The organism is Pseudomonas sp. GW822-FHT02E03 (genome assembly GCF_058802325.1).
In genome coordinates this window covers 107,303-124,702 of record NZ_JBXAOA010000013.1, presented here as the reverse complement: position 1 = coordinate 124,702, position 17,400 = coordinate 107,303, and the positions used below count along the sequence as shown (strand labels likewise).

Genomic DNA, 17,400 nt, shown 5'->3' with positions numbered 1-17,400 from the left:
AGATCAAGCAAAGCATCACCGACGCCCGTGGCACCGCCGATCAGTCTTCGGAAATCGCCCGTCAGACCAGCGAAGGCATGCAGGTGCAGTTCCGCGAAATCGACCAGGTCGCCACCGCCTCCAACGAAATGAGCGCCACCGCTCACGACGTCGCCAACAGTGCGTCGAACGCGGCCAATGCCGCCAAAGGTGCCGACCAGTCGGCTCGCGATGGCATGTCGATCATCGAGCGCAGCACCCGTGACATCAATCAACTGGCCGAAGAAGTCAGCAAGGCCGTGACCGAAGTCGAAGCGCTGGCGGTCAACAGCGAGCAGATCGGTTCGGTACTGGAAGTAATCCGCAGCATCGCCGAGCAGACCAACCTGCTGGCGCTCAACGCGGCAATTGAAGCGGCGCGTGCCGGCGAGAGCGGTCGCGGTTTTGCGGTGGTGGCCGATGAAGTCCGCAACCTGGCCAAACGGACCCAGGATTCGGTGGAGGAAATTCGCATCGTCATCGAGCGCATCCAGACCGGCACCCGCGGCGTAGTCGCTACCATGCATTCGAGCCAGACCCAGGCCCACAGCAACGCCGGGCAAATCCAGCAAGCGGTCCAGGCGTTGAGCAAAATCAGTGACGCAGTCACGGTGATCAGCGACATGAACCTGCAAATCGCCAGCGCCGCCGAACAGCAAAGCGCCGTGGCCGAAGAGGTCAATCGCAATGTCTCGGCCATTCGCACCGTCACCGAAACCCTCACCGGCCAGGCCACCGAATCGGCACAGATCAGCAGCCAGCTCAACTCCCTGACGACCCAGCAGATGAAATTGATGGACCAGTTCCGGGTGTAGCTGTTGCTCCTGTAGGAGCGAGACCTGTCCGCGAAAGGAGTGCTGCGGTTTTTCAGACAGACCGCATTATCGTTCTTCGCGGGCAAGCCCCGCGCCTACAGGTGACATTTTGATCTATGCTCGGGCTCTCGCTCCGGAGGGCCTTAGATGACTGATTTACTCACGTCCATTCAAGCCGCACTCGGCTTGCCCCACACACCCATCCCGTTCACCTCGAGCGGCGCCCTGCCCTCGGCGTTTGCCGTCACCGACCTTGCCTGCGCGAGCATTGCCGCTGCCGGTCAGGCTGTCAGTGAATGGCTGCAACAACACACCGGCCGTTTGCCTACTCTTGACGTCGACCGCCGCCTGGCGTCGTTCTGGTTCGCGACGTCGATCCGCCCCGTGGGCTGGAGCGTTCCACCGTTGTGGGATCCGGTCGCCGGCGACTATGCGACCAAGGACGGCTGGATCCGCCTGCATACCAACGCACCTCATCATCGTGCCGCCGCTGAAAGCGTGCTCGGCGCCTGTGCCGACCGCGCCGCGATGGCGAGCAAGGTTGCGCAATGGGTGAAAAGTGATCTGGAACAGGCCGTAGTCGATGCCGGTGGTTGTGCGGCCGAAATGCGCAGCTGGGCGCAATGGCAAGCGCATCCCCAAGGTGTGGCGGTGAATGCCGAGCCGTTGATTCAGTTCAGCGCCGACAGCGGCGAAAATGCAAAGCCGTGGCGGGGTTCGGTGGCGCAACCGCTGGCGGGCATCAAGGTGCTGGATTTGACCCGCGTGTTGGCCGGCCCCATCGCCAGCCGTTTTCTCGCAGGCCTCGGTGCCGATGTTTTGCGCATCGACCCACCGACCTGGAACGAACCGGGCGTGGTGCCGGAAGTCACTTTGGGCAAACGTTGTGCGCGCCTGAACCTGCACGACAAGACTGATCGCATGACGTTCGAATGCCTGCTCAAGGACGCCGATATCCTGCTCCACGGCTACCGCGCCGATGCACTGGAAAAGTTGGGTTACGGCGTCGCCGAGCGGCAAAAACTGGCGCCGGGCCTGATTGATGTGTGCCTCAACGCCTACGGTTGGAGCGGCCCCTGGCAGAACCGTCGAGGGTTCGACAGTTTGGTACAGATGAGCAGCGGGATTGCCGACGCGGGGATGCAGTGGAAGAAAGCGAACCAGCCGACACCGCTACCGGTGCAGGCGCTTGATCACGCCACCGGGTATTTGATGGCGGCTGCGGCGATCACGTTATTGGGACGTGGTGGGTCGGCCAGGTTGTCGTTGGCACGGACCGCCAGGTTGCTGATTGAACATGGCGCGGGGACCGATGAGCCGTTGCGGGCGGAGGATGACAACGATCAAGGGCTGTTGATTGAGCAGACACCTTGGGGGCCGGCCCATCGGTTGAAGGTTCCGCTGAAAATAACCGGGACACCGCTGCAGTGGGCGCTGCCGGCCGGTGAATTGGGTTCCCATCGCGCGCAGTGGTGGTGACTCTCCGGGCCCCTTCGCGAGCAAGCCCGCTCCCACATGTGATGCATTCCTCCAAGGAAACTCGGTCACTGTGGGAGCGGGCTTGCCCGCGAAGAGGCCCGGAAAATCACTACACATCTCAGCTCAGCTCAGCTCAATCCGGCCGGCTCAGCGATGTCCAAAGCACCTGCGCCGCATACCCTCGATAGGGCCGCCAAGCCTCGGCCCTCACCCACAACTCCCGAGCCGTCACCGCCCCACCTTCCAGCGCCGCCAGCGAGTTGATCAACCCCACATCCCCACTCGGAAATGCATCCATCTGCCGCAATTGCCGCAAGGCAATGTATTGCGCCGTCCAGTCACCAATCCCGTGCAACGCCAGCAACCGCGCCACACCACCTGGCCGTTCCGGTTCAAACAACCGGGGATCATCCAGCAACGCCTGAGCCACGCCAGACAAGGTCCGACCGCGACTTTTCGGCATTCCCAACATTGCCAGATTCGCTGTTGCCAATGCGCAAGCATCAGGAAATACATGACTCAACCCCGGCATCGGCGACTGCAATGGCTGTCCATATTGCACCACCAGTTTCCCGGCCAACCTGATCGCCGCGACCACGGTAATCTGTTGTCCCAACACCGCACGAATGGCCAATTCCAGCCCATCCCAAGCCCCGGGTACTCGCAGCCCCGGACGCGCGGCAATCAAGCGTGCCATCAACGGATCAACCGCCAGTTGTCGATGAATGGCTGGCAAATCTGCGTCCAGATCAAACATCCGCCGCAGCCGCGCAACAATTTCCGGTACTGCCGCTGAATCAGGAAAATCCAGCGTCACTTCCAGCACATCGCCCGCCCCTGGCCTGACCGAAATCACACCGTGAACACCGTTCAACGCAATGCTGCGCGAGTACACCCCATCGGCCACGGTTTCCATTCCGACCACCGCCCGCGCCGACAAAAAATCCAGCATCGCCGACCAGTCATAAGGCGGTTGATACGCCAGCAACAACCTCACAACGACAACAATCCGCTGTACAACCCATAGGCCGCCAACCCCGCCCCGGCGACCACACAACTGAAAATGCCTTTCTCCATCAACGTAAACAGCGGTTTGCCCTGCTCCCGCTTGGCCTGGGCAAACAAAATCACCCCCGGGGCATACAACAACGCCGAGAGCAGCAGGTATTTCACGCCACCGGCATACAACAACCAAACCGCATAACACAGGGCAATGCCACCGATCAGCAAGTCTTTCGTGCGCTCGGCCGAAGCATGCTCATAGGTTTCCCCTCGCCCGCTCAACAACACCGCATACGCCGCCGACCACAGATACGGCACCAGAATCATCGATGAGGCGAGGTAGATCAGGCTGGTGTAAGTACCGGCGGAAAACAGCGTGATCAGCAGAAAAATCTGGATCATCACGTTGGTCAGCCACAGTGCGTTGACCGGCACATGGTTGGCGTTCTCTTTTTTCAGGAAGGCTGGCATCGTCTTGTCTTTAGCGGTGGCGAAAAGGATTTCGGCGCACAGCAGCGCCCAGGACAGCAACGCTCCCAATAGCGAAATAGCCAGGCCGATGCTGATCAACAGCGCGCCCCAAGGGCCGACGATATGTTCCAGCACTGCCGCCAGCGACGGGTTCTGCAAGGTGGCCAATTCCGGTTGGCTCATGATGCCGAGCGACAACAGGTTCACCAGCACCAGCAGCGCCAGCACACCGATAAAACCGATGACCGTCGCCCGGCCCACGTCCGAACGTTTCTGCGCCCTCGCCGAATACACGCTGGCGCCTTCGATGCCGATGAAGACGAACACGGTGACCAGCATCATGTTGCGCACCTGGTCCATCACGCCGCCGAAATTCGGGTTGCTGCGACCCCAGATGTCTCGGGTGAAGATGTCTGCCTTGAAGGCCACAGCGGCAATGACGATGAACATGATCAGCGGCACGATCTTGGCCACCGTGGTCAGTTGATTGATGAACGCCGCTTCCTTGATTCCGCGCAGCACCAGAAAATGCACCGCCCACAGCAGCACCGACGCGCAGCCGATGGCGATGGGTGTGTTGCCTTGGCCAAAGGCCGGAAAGAAATAACCGAGGGTGCTGAACAGCAAGACGAAATAACCGACGTTGCCCAGCCAGGCACTGATCCAGTATCCCCAGGCCGACGAGAAACCCATGTAATCGCCGAAACCAGCCTTGGCGTAGGCATACACCCCGGAGTCCAGTTCCGGCTTGCGATTGGCCAGGGTCTGAAAGACGAAAGCCAGGGTCAGCATGCCAACAGCAGTAATCGCCCAACCAATCAATATCGCCCCGGCATCGGCACGTGCCGCCATGTTTTGCGGCAAGGAAAAAATCCCGCCGCCAATCATCGATCCCACCACCAAAGCGATCAGCGCACCCAGGCGAAGCTTTTGCGTCGGTTGCGGCATTCCTGCGCCTCCATTTCCCGCCGCGACTATCACCGCGAGACCGTCACATTGTGGGTTTCAACTAAATAGATAAAGCGTAATAACGTTTATCAATTAACGCCAATCTCTGTCTTTTACTTATAGCTGATCACGCTAACGCGCTGACTGGAAATCGCAGTTTTGTCTGTATGTTCGAATAAATCCATATCACTCCAAAATCAAAACTCATCACTTGCCAAAACATAAAAACAAACTAGCGTCTAAACTTCAATCGATGCGCTTTATTCCTCCAACCGTCAGCCGAGGCCTCTGGAAAAGAGCTCTTACGGCAATAACCTTACGCCTATAAAAACGACATAAATCATTAATTAACAATGGAATGTGATCATGCATTGATCCAAATCAGATGATTGAAAAGCAAACGAAATTAATCTGTTTTCTCTCTTTCTCCTGCACTGGAGTCATGCATGTCTGAATCCCCCGGAAAACTGAAACTTGGCGCCCTCGTTGCGCTGGTGGTTGGCTCGATGATCGGTGGCGGGATTTTCTCGCTGCCCCAGAATATGGCCGCCAGTGCCGACGTCGGCGCCGTTCTTATCGGTTGGGCAATCACCGCAGTCGGCATGTTGACCCTGGCCTTCGTGTTCCAGACCCTGGCCAATCGCAAGCCAGATCTTGACGGCGGTGTTTACGCCTACGCCAAGGCCGGTTTCGGCGACTACATGGGTTTCTCGTCCGCTTGGGGTTACTGGATCAGTGCCTGGTTGGGTAACGTTGGTTACTTCGTTCTGTTGTTCAGTACCCTCGGCTACTTCTTTCCCGTTTTTGGCGAGGGCAATACCGTTGCGGCTGTGATCGGTGCGTCGCTGCTGCTCTGGGGGGTGCATTTCCTGGTATTGCGCGGAATCAAGGAAGCAGCGTTCATCAACCTGGTGACCACCGTCGCCAAAATCGTGCCGCTGCTGCTGTTTGTCCTGATCGCGATTTTCGCCTTCAAGCTGGAGATCTTCACCGCCGACATCTGGGGTCTGAAAAACCCGGACCTGGGCAGCGTGATGAACCAGGTGCGCAAGATGATGCTGGTCACCGTCTGGGTGTTCATCGGCATCGAAGGCGCGAGCATCTTCTCGGCCCGTGCGGAAAAACGCAGCGACGTGGGTAAAGCCACCGTCATCGGTTTCATCACCGTACTGCTGTTCCTGGTGCTGGTGAACGTGCTGTCGCTGGGCATCATGACCCAACCGGAACTGGCCAAACTGCAGAACCCGTCCATGGCCGCGGTGCTGGAACACGTGGTCGGTCATTGGGGCGCGGTGCTGATCAGCGTCGGCCTGATCATCTCGTTGCTCGGTGCGCTGCTGTCATGGGTGTTGCTGTGTGCGGAGATCATGTTCGCCGCCGCCAAGGACCACACCATGCCGGCCTTTTTGCGCCGCGAAAACGCCAACCATGTGCCGGTCAATGCGCTGTGGCTGACCAACGCCATGGTCCAGCTGTTCCTGATCATCACGCTGTTCTCGGCCAGCACTTACCTGTCGCTGATCTACCTCGCCACGTCGATGATTCTGGTGCCGTACCTGTGGTCGGCGGCGTACGCGCTGCTGTTGGCGGTGCGCGGCGAGAGTTATGAAAACGCTGCGGCCGAGCGCAGGAAAGACCTGTTCATCGGCGCCGTCGCGTTGACCTACGCGGTCTGGCTGATCTATGCCGGCGGCGTCAAATACCTGCTGCTCTCCGCCCTGCTCTATGCACCCGGCGCGATCCTGTTCGCCAAAGCCAAGCTTGAAGTCAACAAATCGGTTTTCACCAACGTCGAGAAGCTGATTTTCGCCGCTGTAGTCGTGGGCGCCCTGGTGGCGGCTTACGGGCTGTATGACGGCTTCCTGACCCTGTAACACCTGACCCATTTGTCATCTGGAGGATCACTGTAATGACCACCGAAAAAGTTAAGTACGGCGTCCATTCCGAAGCCGGCAAACTGCGTAAAGTCATGGTTTGCTCCCCCGGCCTGGCCCACCAGCGGCTGACCCCGAACAACTGCGATGAACTGCTTTTCGACGATGTGCTGTGGGTGGCTCAAGCCAAGCGTGACCATTTCGACTTCGTCACCAAAATGCGCGAGCGCAACGTCGACGTGCTGGAAATGCACAACCTGTTGACCGACATCGTTGCGATTCCTGAAGCGCTGGACTGGATCCTGGAGCGCAAGATCACCGCCAATTCGGTGGGCTTGGGTCTGGTCAATGAAACCGCATCCTGGCTGCGCAGCCTGGAGCCGCGCAAGATTGCCGAGTTCCTGATTGGCGGTGTCTCGGCCGATGACCTGCCGGACAGCTTCGGCGGCAAGACCATTCAGATGTTCCGCGAGTTTCTCGGTCACTCCAGCTTCATTCTGCCGCCGCTGCCCAACACCCAGTTCACCCGCGACACCACCTGCTGGATCTACGGCGGCGTGACGCTCAACCCAATGTACTGGCCGGCGCGCCGTCAGGAAACCCTGCTGACCACCGCCATCTACAAATTCCACCCACAGTTCACCAACGCCGACTTCCAGATCTGGTACGGCGACCCGGATCAGGACCATGGCAGCGCCACCCTGGAGGGCGGCGACGTGATGCCGATCGGCAACGGCGTGGTGCTGATCGGCATGGGCGAGCGTTCGTCCCGCCAGGCCATCGGCCAATTGGCGGTCAATCTGTTCAAGAACAAAGCCGTCGAGCGGGTGATCGTCGCCGGCCTGCCGAAGTCCCGCGCCGCGATGCACCTGGACACCGTGTTCAGCTTCTGCGACCGCGACCTTGTGACCATTTTCCCGGAAGTGGTGAGCCAGATCGTCGCCTTCAGCGTGCGCCCCGACGAAAGCAAACCGGGCGGCGTCGACGTTCGCCGCGAAGAAACCAGCTTCCTCGACACCGTGGCCAAGGCCCTCAACCTCAAAGCGCTGCGCGTGGTGGAAACCGGCGGCAACGCCTTCGCCGCCGAACGTGAGCAATGGGACGACGGCAACAACGTGGTGGCCGTGGAGCCGGGCGTGGTGATCGGTTATGACCGCAACACCTACACCAACACCCTGCTGCGCAAGGCCGGTGTGGAGGTCATCACCATCACCGCCGGCGAACTCGGTCGCGGGCGTGGCGGCGGCCACTGCATGACCTGCCCGATCATTCGCGACCCTATCGACTATTAACTTTCAAACCCTGGCCGCCGCTTATCCAGCGCGGCCCGGGGGATAACCGATACCCAAGGAGATCCAATCATGGCTTTCAACATGCGCAACCGCAGCCTGCTGAGTTTGATGCACCACACCACTCGCGAGCTCAATTACCTGCTGGACCTGTCCCGTGACCTCAAGCGCGCCAAGTACACCGGCACCGAGCGTCCACACCTGCAAGGCAAGAACATCGCGCTGATCTTCGAAAAAACCTCGACCCGCACCCGCTGCGCCTTCGAAGTCGCGGCCCATGACCAGGGCGCCCACGTCACTTACATCGACCCGGTGTCGTCGCAGATCGGCCACAAGGAAAGCATGAAAGACACCGCCCGCGTGCTGGGGCGGATGTTCGATGCCATCGAGTACCGCGGCTTCGAACAGGAAATCGTCGAAGAACTGGCCAAGTTCGCCGGCGTGCCGGTGTTCAACGGTTTGACCGCTGAATTCCACCCGACGCAAATGATCGCCGACACCCTGACCATGCGTGAACACAGCGACAAGCCGCTGCACGACATCAGCTACGCCTACCTCGGCGATGCCCGCTACAACATGGGTAACTCGCTGTTGATGATCGGCGCCAAACTCGGCATGGACGTGCGCATCGCCGCGCCGAAAGCGCTGTGGCCACATCAGGACTTCATCGATCAGTGCAAAGCCTTCGCCGAGGAAAGCGGCGCGCGCATCACCATCACCGAAGACCCAAAGGAAGCGGTCAAGGACGTGGACTTCATCCACACCGACATCTGGGTGTCGATGGGCGAGCCGGTGGAAGCCTGGGACGAGCGCATCGAGCAACTGCTGCCGTACCAGGTCAACGCCGAGATGATGAAGGCCTCGGGCAACCCGCGGGTGAAATTCATGCACTGCCTGCCGGCGTTCCACAACAGCGAAACCAAGGTCGGCAAGGACATCGCCGCGCGCTATCCGCACCTGGCCAACGGGGTTGAAGTGACTGAAGACGTCTTCGAATCGCCGGCCAACATCGCCTTCGAGCAAGCGGAAAACCGCATGCACACCATCAAGGCGATTCTGGTGTCGGCGCTGGCGGATATTTAAAGACTGACGCGGTGATCGTTCCTACGCTCTCCGCTGATCGTTCCCACGCTCTGCGTGGGAATGCATCCGGTGACGCTCCGCGTCACATGGGACGCAGAGCGTCCCGGGCGGCATTCCCACGGGGACCGTGGGAACGATCAGCGAGGGAACGATCATCGGGTTGTTCGCTCCCTCTCTGAAAGGACTGAATTATGCGTATCGTCGTTGCTCTGGGCGGTAACGCCCTGCTCCGCCGGGGTGAACCCATGACCGCGGACAACCAGCGCACCAACATCCGGATCGCTACCGAACAGATCGCCAAGGTCCATCCCGGCAACCAACTGGTGATCGCCCACGGCAATGGTCCGCAGGTCGGCCTGCTGTCGCTGCAAGCGGCGGCCTACACCCAGGTTTCCGCTTACCCGCTGGACGTGCTCGGTGCCGAAACCGAAGGCATGATCGGCTACATCATCGAACAGGAACTGGGTAACCTGCTGGACTTCGAAGTCCCGTTCGCCACCCTGCTGACCCAGGTCGAAGTCGACGCCAACGACCCGGCGTTCCAGGCCCCCAGCAAACCCATCGGCCCGGTCTATACCAAGGCCGAAGCGGAAAAACTCGCCGCCGAGAAAGGCTGGGCGATTGCGCCGGACGGCGACAAATTCCGCCGCGTGGTGGCCAGCCCGAGACCAAAACGCATCTTCGAAATCCGCCCGATCAAGTGGTTGCTGGAAAAAGGCAGCATCGTGATTTGCGCGGGCGGTGGCGGTATCCCGACGATGTACGGCGCCAGTGGAAAACTGCAGGGCGTGGAAGCAGTGATCGACAAAGACCTGTGCTCGGCGCTGCTGGCCGAACAGCTTGAAAGCGATCTGTTGGTGATCGCCACCGACGTCAATGCGGCGTTCATCGACTTCGGCAAACCCACCCAGAAAGCCATCGCCCAGGCCCACCCCGATGAAATGGAAAAACTCGGCTTCGCCGCCGGCTCCATGGGACCGAAGGTCCAGGCGGCCTGCGAGTTCGCCCGCCATACTGGAAAAACCGCGGTGATCGGTTCACTCTCGGACATCGAAGCGATCGTTCAGGGCAAGGCCGGCACGCGTATCAGCACGGCGACACCTGGCATAACTTACTTGTAAGGAGAGACGTCAATGGCAACGTTTGAGCCCGGTCATCTGCACATCGAGCGCCACGCGCTGACCCCGGATGATGTCAATTACAACGTGCACCTCAACTATGAAGTCTCGCAGGATCCCAAGAAAGGCAAAGGGATACTGTTCACCCTGCACGGCAGCATGCAGGGAAAGGACATGACGGAGACCTTCTTTCTGCCCAAGGAGGAGGCTTACAACTTCGCCAACAACGTGACGAAAATCGCCGAGAAGTACGGAATCCCGAAGACACACAGCCAGATCGGCTCGATTCACAAGCATTACGATTTAATGTTTGAAGACATCCGGAAGCAGCTGGATATGAAATCCGGCGACCCGGTAAACCTCGAGCACTTCGAATAACCCTATTCTCCTGGATGAACGCTGTACCTGTGGGAGCGGGCTTGCTCGCGAAGGCGGAGTGTCAGTCGACATCAATGTTGCCTGCTGTACCGCTTTCGCGAGCAAGCCCGCTCCCACATTGGTTCGGTGGAGCCCTGAAGTCCTGCGCAGGATTTCACCATTGGCCCGCCCCAAGGCATACTTGCCACCCTCCGCATTCCAGAACCCAACCGCCCCATGCGTATCCACGTCAGTTTCATCGACCGCGTCGGCATCACCCAGGAAGTCCTGGCCCTGCTCGGTGGGCGCAATCTCAATCTGGATGCGGTAGAAATGGTCCCGCCCAACGTCTACATCGACGCCCCGACCTTGAGCCCGGCAGTGCTCGAAGAGCTGCGCGACGCGCTGTTCAGCGTGCGCGGCGTGCAAGCGGTGACGGTGGTCGACATTCTTCCCGGCCAGCGCCGTCACTTGCAGCTCGATGCGTTGCTCGCCGCCATGACCGACCCGGTGTTGGCCCTCGACAGCGCTGGCAAGGTGCTGCTGGCCAACCCGGCACTGATAGCCCTGTACGGCCGCGAACCGGCGGGTGAAAGCATCAGCGAGCTGTTTGCCGACCCGGCGCTGCTCGACACGTTGCTGGAAAACGGCTTCCGCCTGCCGCTGCGCGAGATCACCGTCAACGGTCAGACCCTGCTGCTGGACGCCACGCCGATCACCGACGCCGGCGCGCTGCTGACCCTGTATCAACCGAACCGCTTGGGTGAACGCCTCTCGGCGCTGCACCACGACCATGCCGAAGGCTTCGACGCGCTGCTCGGCGAATCCCCGGCCATTCGTACGCTCAAGGCACGCGCCCAGCGAGTCGCAGCCCTCGATGCACCGTTGCTGATCCAGGGCGAAACCGGCACCGGTAAAGAGCTGGTGGCTCGCGCCTGCCACGCCATCAGCGCTCGCCACAGCTCGCCGTTCCTGGCCTTGAACTGCGCGGCATTGCCGGAAAACCTCGCCGAAAGCGAACTGTTCGGCTATGCCCCCGGGGCCTTCACCGGCGCGCAACGGGGCGGCAAACCGGGGCTGATGGAACTGGCCAACCAGGGCACGGTATTTCTCGACGAGATCGGTGAAATGTCGCCGTACTTGCAGGCGAAACTGCTGCGCTTTCTCAACGATGGCAGCTTCCGTCGGGTCGGTGGCGATCGCGAAGTGAAGGTCAATGTGCGGATCCTCAGCGCGACCCACCGCGATCTGGAAAAAATGGTCAGCGAAGGCGCCTTCCGCGAAGACCTGTTCTATCGCCTCAACGTCCTGAATGTCGAAGTCCCGCCGCTGCGCGAGCGCGGCCAGGACATTCTGCTGCTGGCGCGCTACTTCATGCAGCAGGCTTGCGCGCAGATCCAGCGCCCGGTTTGTCGCCTGGCGCCGGGCACTTATCCGGCGCTGCTAGACAATCGCTGGCCGGGGAATGTGCGGCAATTGCAGAACGTGATCTTCCGCGCCGCGGCGATTTGCGAAAGCAGCCTGGTGGACATCGGCGATCTCGATATCGCCGGCACTTCCGTGGCGCGCCAGAGCGATACCGAAGTCGACAGCCTCGAACAGGCCATGGAAGAATTCGAGAAAACCCTGCTGGAAAAGCTCTACGTCAGCTACCCCTCGACCCGCCAACTGGCCAGCCGCCTGCAAACCTCCCATACCGCGATTGCCCATCGATTGCGTAAGTACGGCATACCTAACAAACCGTAAGGCTTGTGGCTGAACACAATCCCCTCAACACCACAAAACCCTGTGGGAGCGGGCTTGCCCGCGATGGCTATCTAACATTCGGCATAGAGGTTGAATGTAATGGCCCCATCGCGGGCAAGCCCGCTCCCAGAGGTTCTGCGCTACTGTTCAAAATCATCTTCAAAAACGACCTCCATCTGTACTGAAAGCGCTACAGTGGAATGAAATCGCTACACCATCCCCTGATCACGGCTGTGCAAGGCTTTGATCCACCTCAGCTTTTTTCTTCAGTCTAGGCTGTAGCGATTTCGCTACAGCTAGTCCATTCCAGCTCTTTGCAAAAACCAATAAACCATTGATTTATAAAGAATAAATAACATTGGCCGCGATTTTGCTAGGTAACCCCTCATAAATCATGGGCATTGCCCCTGCATTCAATCGCGTCCACCAGACGAGTCTGGCCCCCTTAGGAGTTTCCATGAGCGAGTTGCGTTTTACTGAAGATCACGAATGGCTGCGCACCGAAGCTGACGGCACCGTCACAGTCGGCATCACCGCTTTCGCGCAGAACGCCCTGGGCGACGTGGTTTTCGTACAACTGCCTGAGCTGCAGTCCTACGACAAAGGCGCTGAAGCCGCCACCGTGGAATCGGTAAAAGCCGCCAGCGGCGTGTACATGCCACTCGACGGCGAAGTGCTGGAAGTGAACCCGGCGCTCGACAGCAGCCCTGAACTGGTCAACGAAGATCCGCTGGGCGAAGGCTGGTTCTTCCGCTTCAAGCCAACCGACGCCTCGGCTGTCGGCCAATTGCTGGATCAAGACGCTTACGACCGTCTGATCAAAGCCAACGCTGAAGCCTGAGGAGCGCTGACATGACTCAAATTAATCTCGGCACTGCCAACGAATTCATCGCGCGCCACATCGGCCCGCGTGCCGGCGATGAGCAAGCCATGCTCAACAGCCTCGGTTTCGACTCCCTGGAAGCTCTGAGCGCCAGCGTCATTCCCGATAGCATCAAAGGCACCAGCGTCCTCGGCCTGGAAGACGGCCTGAGTGAAGCGGATGCCCTGGCGCTGATCAAATCCATCGCCGGCAAAAACCAGCTGTTCAAGACCTACATCGGTCAGGGCTACTACGGCACTCATACGCCGTCGCCGATCTTGCGCAACCTGCTGGAAAACCCGGCCTGGTACACCGCTTACACCCCGTACCAACCAGAAATTTCCCAGGGCCGTCTCGAAGCACTGCTGAACTTCCAGACCCTGATCAGCGACCTGACCGGCCTGCCGATCGCCAACGCCTCCCTGCTCGACGAAGCCACCGCCGCTGCCGAAGCCATGACCTTCTGCAAACGCCTGAGCAAGAACAAGGGCAGCCACGCGTTCTTCGCCTCGGTTCATTGCCACCCGCAAACCCTGGACGTGCTGCGCACCCGTGCCGAGCCGTTGGGCATCGACGTGGTGGTCGGCGACGAGCGCGAACTGGCTGACGTGACGCCGTTCTTCGGCGCTTTGCTGCAATACCCGGCCAGTAACGGTGACGTGTTCGACTACCGCGAACTGACCGAGCGCTTCCACGCGGCTAATGCGCTGGTCGCCGTCGCGGCTGACCTGCTGGCCCTGACCGTGCTGACTCCGCCAGGCGAATTCGGCGCCGACGTGGCCATCGGCAGCGCGCAACGCTTCGGCGTGCCGCTGGGTTTCGGTGGCCCGCACGCGGCCTACTTCTCCACCCGTGATGCGTTCAAGCGCGACATGCCGGGCCGTCTGGTCGGCGTTTCCGTGGATCGTTTCGGCAAGCCGGCCCTGCGCCTGGCCATGCAGACCCGCGAGCAACATATCCGCCGCGAAAAAGCCACCAGCAACATCTGCACCGCTCAAGTACTGCTGGCCAACATCGCCAGCATGTACGCCGTGTACCACGGCCCGAAAGGCCTGACGCAGATCGCCCAGCGCATTCATCACCTGACCGCGATCCTCGCCAAAGGCTTGAGCTCATTGGGTCTGACCGTCGAGCAAGCCAACTTCTTCGATACGCTGACAATTAAAACCGGCGTTAACACCGCCAAGCTGCACGACCAGGCGCGTGCTCAGCAGATCAACCTGCGCGTCGTCGATGCTGAACGTCTGGGCCTGTCGCTGGACGAAACCACGTCGCAAGCTGACGTTGAAACCCTGTGGAGCGTGCTATCTGAAGGCAAGGCACTGCCGGACTTCGCCGCCCTCGCCGCCTCGGTCGAAAGCACCCTCCCGGCCGCGCTGGTTCGCCAGTCGCCGATCCTCAGCCACCCGGTGTTCAACCGTTATCACTCGGAAACCGAGCTGATGCGCTACCTGCGCAAGCTCGCCGACAAGGATCTGGCCCTGGATCGCACCATGATCCCGCTGGGTTCGTGCACCATGAAACTCAACGCCGCTAGCGAAATGATCCCGGTGACCTGGGCTGAATTCGGTGCCCTGCACCCGTTCGCCCCGGCCGAGCAAAGCGCCGGCTATCAGCAACTGACCGATGAACTGGAAGCGATGCTCTGTGCCGCCACCGGTTACGACTCGATCTCCCTGCAACCCAACGCCGGTTCCCAGGGTGAATACGCAGGTCTCTTGGCGATCCGTGCCTACCACCAGAGCCGTGGCGAAGACCGTCGCGACATCTGCCTGATCCCCTCGTCCGCCCACGGTACCAACCCGGCCACCGCTAACATGGCCGGCATGCGCGTGGTCGTGACCGCCTGCGATGCCCGCGGTAACGTCGACATCGAAGACCTGCGCGCCAAGGCCATCGAGCACCGCGAACATCTCGCGGCACTGATGATCACCTACCCGTCGACCCATGGCGTGTTCGAAGAAGGCATCCGCGAAATCTGCGGCATCATTCACGACAACGGCGGCCAGGTGTACATCGACGGCGCCAACATGAACGCCATGGTCGGCCTCTGCGCACCGGGCAAGTTCGGCGGCGACGTGTCCCACCTGAACCTGCACAAAACCTTCTGCATCCCACACGGCGGTGGCGGCCCGGGCGTCGGCCCGATTGGCGTCAAGTCGCACCTGACGCCGTTCCTGCCAGGCCACGCCCAGATGGAACGCAAGGAAGGCGCGGTCTGCGCGGCACCGTTCGGCAGCGCGAGCATTCTGCCGATCACCTGGATGTACATTCGTATGATGGGTGGCGCGGGTCTCAAGTGTGCTTCGCAACTGGCGATCCTGAATGCCAACTACATTTCCCGTCGCCTCGAAGAGCATTACCCAGTGCTGTACACCGGCAGCAACGGTCTGGTGGCGCACGAATGCATCCTCGACCTGCGTCCGTTGAAAGACAGCAGCGGCATCAGTGTCGATGACGTCGCCAAGCGCCTGATCGACTTCGGCTTCCACGCCCCGACCATGTCGTTCCCGGTGGCTGGCACGCTGATGATCGAACCGACCGAAAGCGAATCCAAGGAAGAACTGGACCGCTTCTGCGACGCCATGATCCGCATCCGCGAAGAAATCCGCGCGGTGGAAAACGGCACGCTGGACAAGGACGACAACCCGCTGAAAAACGCGCCGCACACCGCCGCAGAAATCGTCGGCGAGTGGACTCACCCGTACAGCCGCGAGCAAGCGGTGTACCCGGTAGCGTCGCTGATCGAAGGCAAGTACTGGCCACCGGTCGGTCGCGTCGACAACGTCTTCGGCGATCGCAACCTGGTCTGCGCCTGCCCGTCGATCGAAAGCTACGCTTAAAAAAAGCAGCCTCAAGCGGCAAGCCTCAAGCTGCAAGAAAGAGCCGATCGGCTTTGACTTGCAGCTTGTAGCTTGCCGCTTACAACTACTCCAACGGAGGCCAACCATGTCGTTAAGCGTGTTCGACCTGTTCAAGATTGGCATCGGCCCCTCCAGCTCCCACACCGTCGGCCCGATGCGCGCCGCTGCGCGTTTCGCCGAAGGTCTGCGCCGTGAAGGGCTGCTGGCCGCAACCACCTGCGTCAAAGTCGAGCTCTACGGCTCGCTCGGCGCCACCGGCAAAGGCCACGGCAGCGACAAGGCTGTGTTGCTGGGCCTGGAAGGCGAACACCCGGATACCGTAGACACCGAAACCGTCGCCGCTCGCCTGCAAGAAATTCGCGGCAATGGTCGCTTGAACCTGCTCGGCGAACACAGCATTGCGTTCAACGAGAAAGAACACCTGGCGATGATTCGCAAACCGTTGGCCTATCACCCCAACGGCATGATCTTTCGCGCATTCGATGCCGCTGGCCTGCAAATCCGCAGCCGCGAGTACTACTCGGTTGGTGGCGGGTTCGTGGTCGATGAAGACGCTGCCGGTGCCGACCGCATTGTCGAAGACGCCACCCCCCTGACCTTCCCGTTCAAAAGCGCCAAGGACCTGCTCGGTCATTGCACCACCTATGGCTTGTCCATCAGCCAAGTGATGCTGACCAATGAGAGTGCCTGGCGTCCGGAAGCGGAAACTCGCGCCGGTTTGCTGAAGATCTGGCAAGTGATGCAAGACTGCGTCGCCGCTGGTTGTCGCAACGAAGGCATTTTGCCCGGTGGGCTGAAGGTCAAACGCCGGGCTGCAGCGCTGCATCGGCAACTGTGCAACAACCCGGAATCGTCACTGCGCGATCCGCTGTCGGTGCTCGACTGGGTCAACCTGTACGCCTTGGCGGTCAACGAAGAAAACGCCAACGGCGGACGCGTGGTCACCGCGCCCACCAATGGTGCAGCCGGAATCATCCCGGCGGTGTTGCATTACTACATGCGCTTCATCCCCGGAGCCAACGAAGACGGCGTCGTACGCTTTCTGCTGACGGCCGCCGCGATTGGCATTCTGTACAAGGAAAACGCCTCTATCTCCGGCGCCGAAGTCGGCTGTCAGGGCGAGGTTGGCGTCGCCTGTTCCATGGCCGCCGGCGCCTTGTGTGAAGTGCTGGGCGGCACGGTGCAGCAGGTGGAAAACGCCGCCGAAATCGGCATGGAACACAACCTCGGCCTGACCTGCGACCCGATTGGCGGATTGGTGCAAGTACCTTGCATCGAGCGCAATGCCATGGGCTCGGTCAAGGCCATCAATGCGGTGCGCATGGCCTTGCGCGGCGACGGTCAGCACTTCGTCTCCCTCGACAAAGTCATCCGCACCATGCGCCAGACCGGCGCCGATATGAAAAGCAAATACAAGGAAACCGCCCGTGGCGGTTTGGCGGTCAACATTATCGAGTGCTGATGCGCGCATCTG

General features: G+C 60.4%; 13 protein-coding genes. 11 read left to right on the top strand and 2 right to left on the bottom strand.

Annotated features, from left to right (window positions below; genetic code table 11):
• Window positions 1-77: 77 nt before the first annotated feature.
• Together AC1RQB_RS12710 and AC1RQB_RS12705 are read left to right on the top strand one after the other, a co-directional pair.
• Window positions 78-833, top strand: coding sequence for a methyl-accepting chemotaxis protein (locus tag AC1RQB_RS12710; protein ID WP_404943045.1), 756 nt, complete (start codon window positions 78-80; stop codon window positions 831-833).
• Window positions 834-980: 147 nt separating this feature from the next.
• Complete coding sequence (locus tag AC1RQB_RS12705; RefSeq protein WP_063341305.1) at window positions 981-2,312, top strand: CoA transferase; 1,332 nt, start codon at window positions 981-983, stop codon at window positions 2,310-2,312.
• 133 nt (window positions 2,313-2,445) lie between these two features.
• Here AC1RQB_RS12705 and AC1RQB_RS12700 read toward each other — a convergent pair whose 3' ends face one another.
• Together AC1RQB_RS12700 and arcD (AC1RQB_RS12695) are read right to left on the bottom strand one after the other, a co-directional pair.
• Window positions 2,446-3,309 carry a DNA-3-methyladenine glycosylase family protein gene (locus tag AC1RQB_RS12700; protein ID WP_063341306.1) on the bottom strand — a complete coding sequence of 288 codons (864 nt, stop codon included), beginning with the start codon at window positions 3,307-3,309 and terminating at the stop codon, window positions 2,446-2,448.
• Window positions 3,306-4,733 carry an arginine-ornithine antiporter gene (gene arcD / locus AC1RQB_RS12695; RefSeq protein ID WP_008072935.1) on the bottom strand — a complete coding sequence of 476 codons (1,428 nt, stop codon included), beginning with the start codon at window positions 4,731-4,733 and terminating at the stop codon, window positions 3,306-3,308. The genes AC1RQB_RS12700 and arcD (AC1RQB_RS12695) overlap by 4 nt, the downstream gene beginning before the upstream one ends.
• 446 nt (window positions 4,734-5,179) lie before the next feature.
• Here arcD (AC1RQB_RS12695) and arcD (AC1RQB_RS12690) point away from each other — a divergent pair, with 446 nt between their 5' ends.
• The 9 genes from arcD (AC1RQB_RS12690) (at window position 5,180) to AC1RQB_RS12650 (ending at window position 17,388) form a co-directional block, all read left to right on the top strand.
• Entirely contained in the window at window positions 5,180-6,607 is a 1,428-nt protein-coding gene (gene arcD, locus AC1RQB_RS12690; RefSeq protein ID WP_063341307.1) for an arginine-ornithine antiporter, read from the top strand.
• 35 nt (window positions 6,608-6,642) lie between these two features.
• Window positions 6,643-7,899 (top strand): arginine deiminase, encoded by a 1,257-nt coding sequence (gene arcA, locus AC1RQB_RS12685; protein WP_007903338.1) that lies wholly within the window; start codon window positions 6,643-6,645, stop codon window positions 7,897-7,899.
• A gap of 69 nt (window positions 7,900-7,968) precedes the next feature.
• Window positions 7,969-8,979 (top strand): ornithine carbamoyltransferase, encoded by a 1,011-nt coding sequence (locus AC1RQB_RS12680; RefSeq protein ID WP_007903335.1) that lies wholly within the window; start codon window positions 7,969-7,971, stop codon window positions 8,977-8,979.
• A 191-nt stretch (window positions 8,980-9,170) separates the two neighbouring features.
• Window positions 9,171-10,100 carry a carbamate kinase gene (gene arcC, locus AC1RQB_RS12675; RefSeq protein ID WP_063341308.1) on the top strand — a complete coding sequence of 310 codons (930 nt, stop codon included), beginning with the start codon at window positions 9,171-9,173 and terminating at the stop codon, window positions 10,098-10,100.
• 12 nt (window positions 10,101-10,112) lie between these two features.
• On the top strand, window positions 10,113-10,475 hold the full coding sequence (locus AC1RQB_RS12670) for a DUF5064 family protein (RefSeq protein WP_063341309.1): 363 nt from the start codon (window positions 10,113-10,115) through the stop codon (window positions 10,473-10,475).
• 216 nt (window positions 10,476-10,691) lie between these two features.
• On the top strand, window positions 10,692-12,200 hold the full coding sequence (gene gcsR, locus AC1RQB_RS12665) for a transcriptional regulator GcsR (protein WP_063341310.1): 1,509 nt from the start codon (window positions 10,692-10,694) through the stop codon (window positions 12,198-12,200).
• 457 nt (window positions 12,201-12,657) lie between these two features.
• Window positions 12,658-13,041 (top strand): glycine cleavage system protein GcvH, encoded by a 384-nt coding sequence (gene gcvH, locus AC1RQB_RS12660; protein ID WP_007903329.1) that lies wholly within the window; start codon window positions 12,658-12,660, stop codon window positions 13,039-13,041.
• An 11-nt stretch (window positions 13,042-13,052) separates the two neighbouring features.
• The gene (gene gcvP / locus AC1RQB_RS12655) at window positions 13,053-15,905 is read left to right on the top strand and encodes an aminomethyl-transferring glycine dehydrogenase (RefSeq protein WP_063341311.1); all 2,853 of its coding nucleotides are present in this window, start codon (window positions 13,053-13,055) and stop codon (window positions 15,903-15,905) included.
• Between the two features lie 106 nt (window positions 15,906-16,011).
• Window positions 16,012-17,388: an L-serine ammonia-lyase gene (locus tag AC1RQB_RS12650; RefSeq protein WP_008072921.1), complete on the top strand. Its 1,377-nt coding sequence runs from the start codon at window positions 16,012-16,014 to the stop codon at window positions 17,386-17,388.
• Window positions 17,389-17,400 lie beyond the last annotated feature (12 nt).

What these genes read in the sequence shown, in the direction of transcription:
- AC1RQB_RS12710 (WP_404943045.1), top strand. Translation starts at nt 78, where the DNA reads ATGCAGGTGCAGTTCCGCGAAATCGACCAGGTCGCCACCGCCTCCAAC.
- gcsR (WP_063341310.1), top strand. Translation starts at nt 10,692, where the DNA reads ATGCGTATCCACGTCAGTTTCATCGACCGCGTCGGCATCACCCAGGAA.
- AC1RQB_RS12680 (WP_007903335.1), top strand. Translation starts at nt 7,969, where the DNA reads ATGGCTTTCAACATGCGCAACCGCAGCCTGCTGAGTTTGATGCACCAC.
- arcA (WP_007903338.1), top strand. Translation starts at nt 6,643, where the DNA reads ATGACCACCGAAAAAGTTAAGTACGGCGTCCATTCCGAAGCCGGCAAA.
- arcD (WP_063341307.1), top strand. Translation starts at nt 5,180, where the DNA reads ATGTCTGAATCCCCCGGAAAACTGAAACTTGGCGCCCTCGTTGCGCTG.
- AC1RQB_RS12650 (WP_008072921.1), top strand. Translation starts at nt 16,012, where the DNA reads ATGTCGTTAAGCGTGTTCGACCTGTTCAAGATTGGCATCGGCCCCTCC.
- AC1RQB_RS12670 (WP_063341309.1), top strand. Translation starts at nt 10,113, where the DNA reads ATGGCAACGTTTGAGCCCGGTCATCTGCACATCGAGCGCCACGCGCTG.
- gcvH (WP_007903329.1), top strand. Translation starts at nt 12,658, where the DNA reads ATGAGCGAGTTGCGTTTTACTGAAGATCACGAATGGCTGCGCACCGAA.
- AC1RQB_RS12705 (WP_063341305.1), top strand. Translation starts at nt 981, where the DNA reads ATGACTGATTTACTCACGTCCATTCAAGCCGCACTCGGCTTGCCCCAC.
- gcvP (WP_063341311.1), top strand. Translation starts at nt 13,053, where the DNA reads ATGACTCAAATTAATCTCGGCACTGCCAACGAATTCATCGCGCGCCAC.
- arcC (WP_063341308.1), top strand. Translation starts at nt 9,171, where the DNA reads ATGCGTATCGTCGTTGCTCTGGGCGGTAACGCCCTGCTCCGCCGGGGT.
- arcD (WP_008072935.1), bottom strand. Translation starts at nt 4,733, where the DNA reads ATGCCGCAACCGACGCAAAAGCTTCGCCTGGGTGCGCTGATCGCTTTG.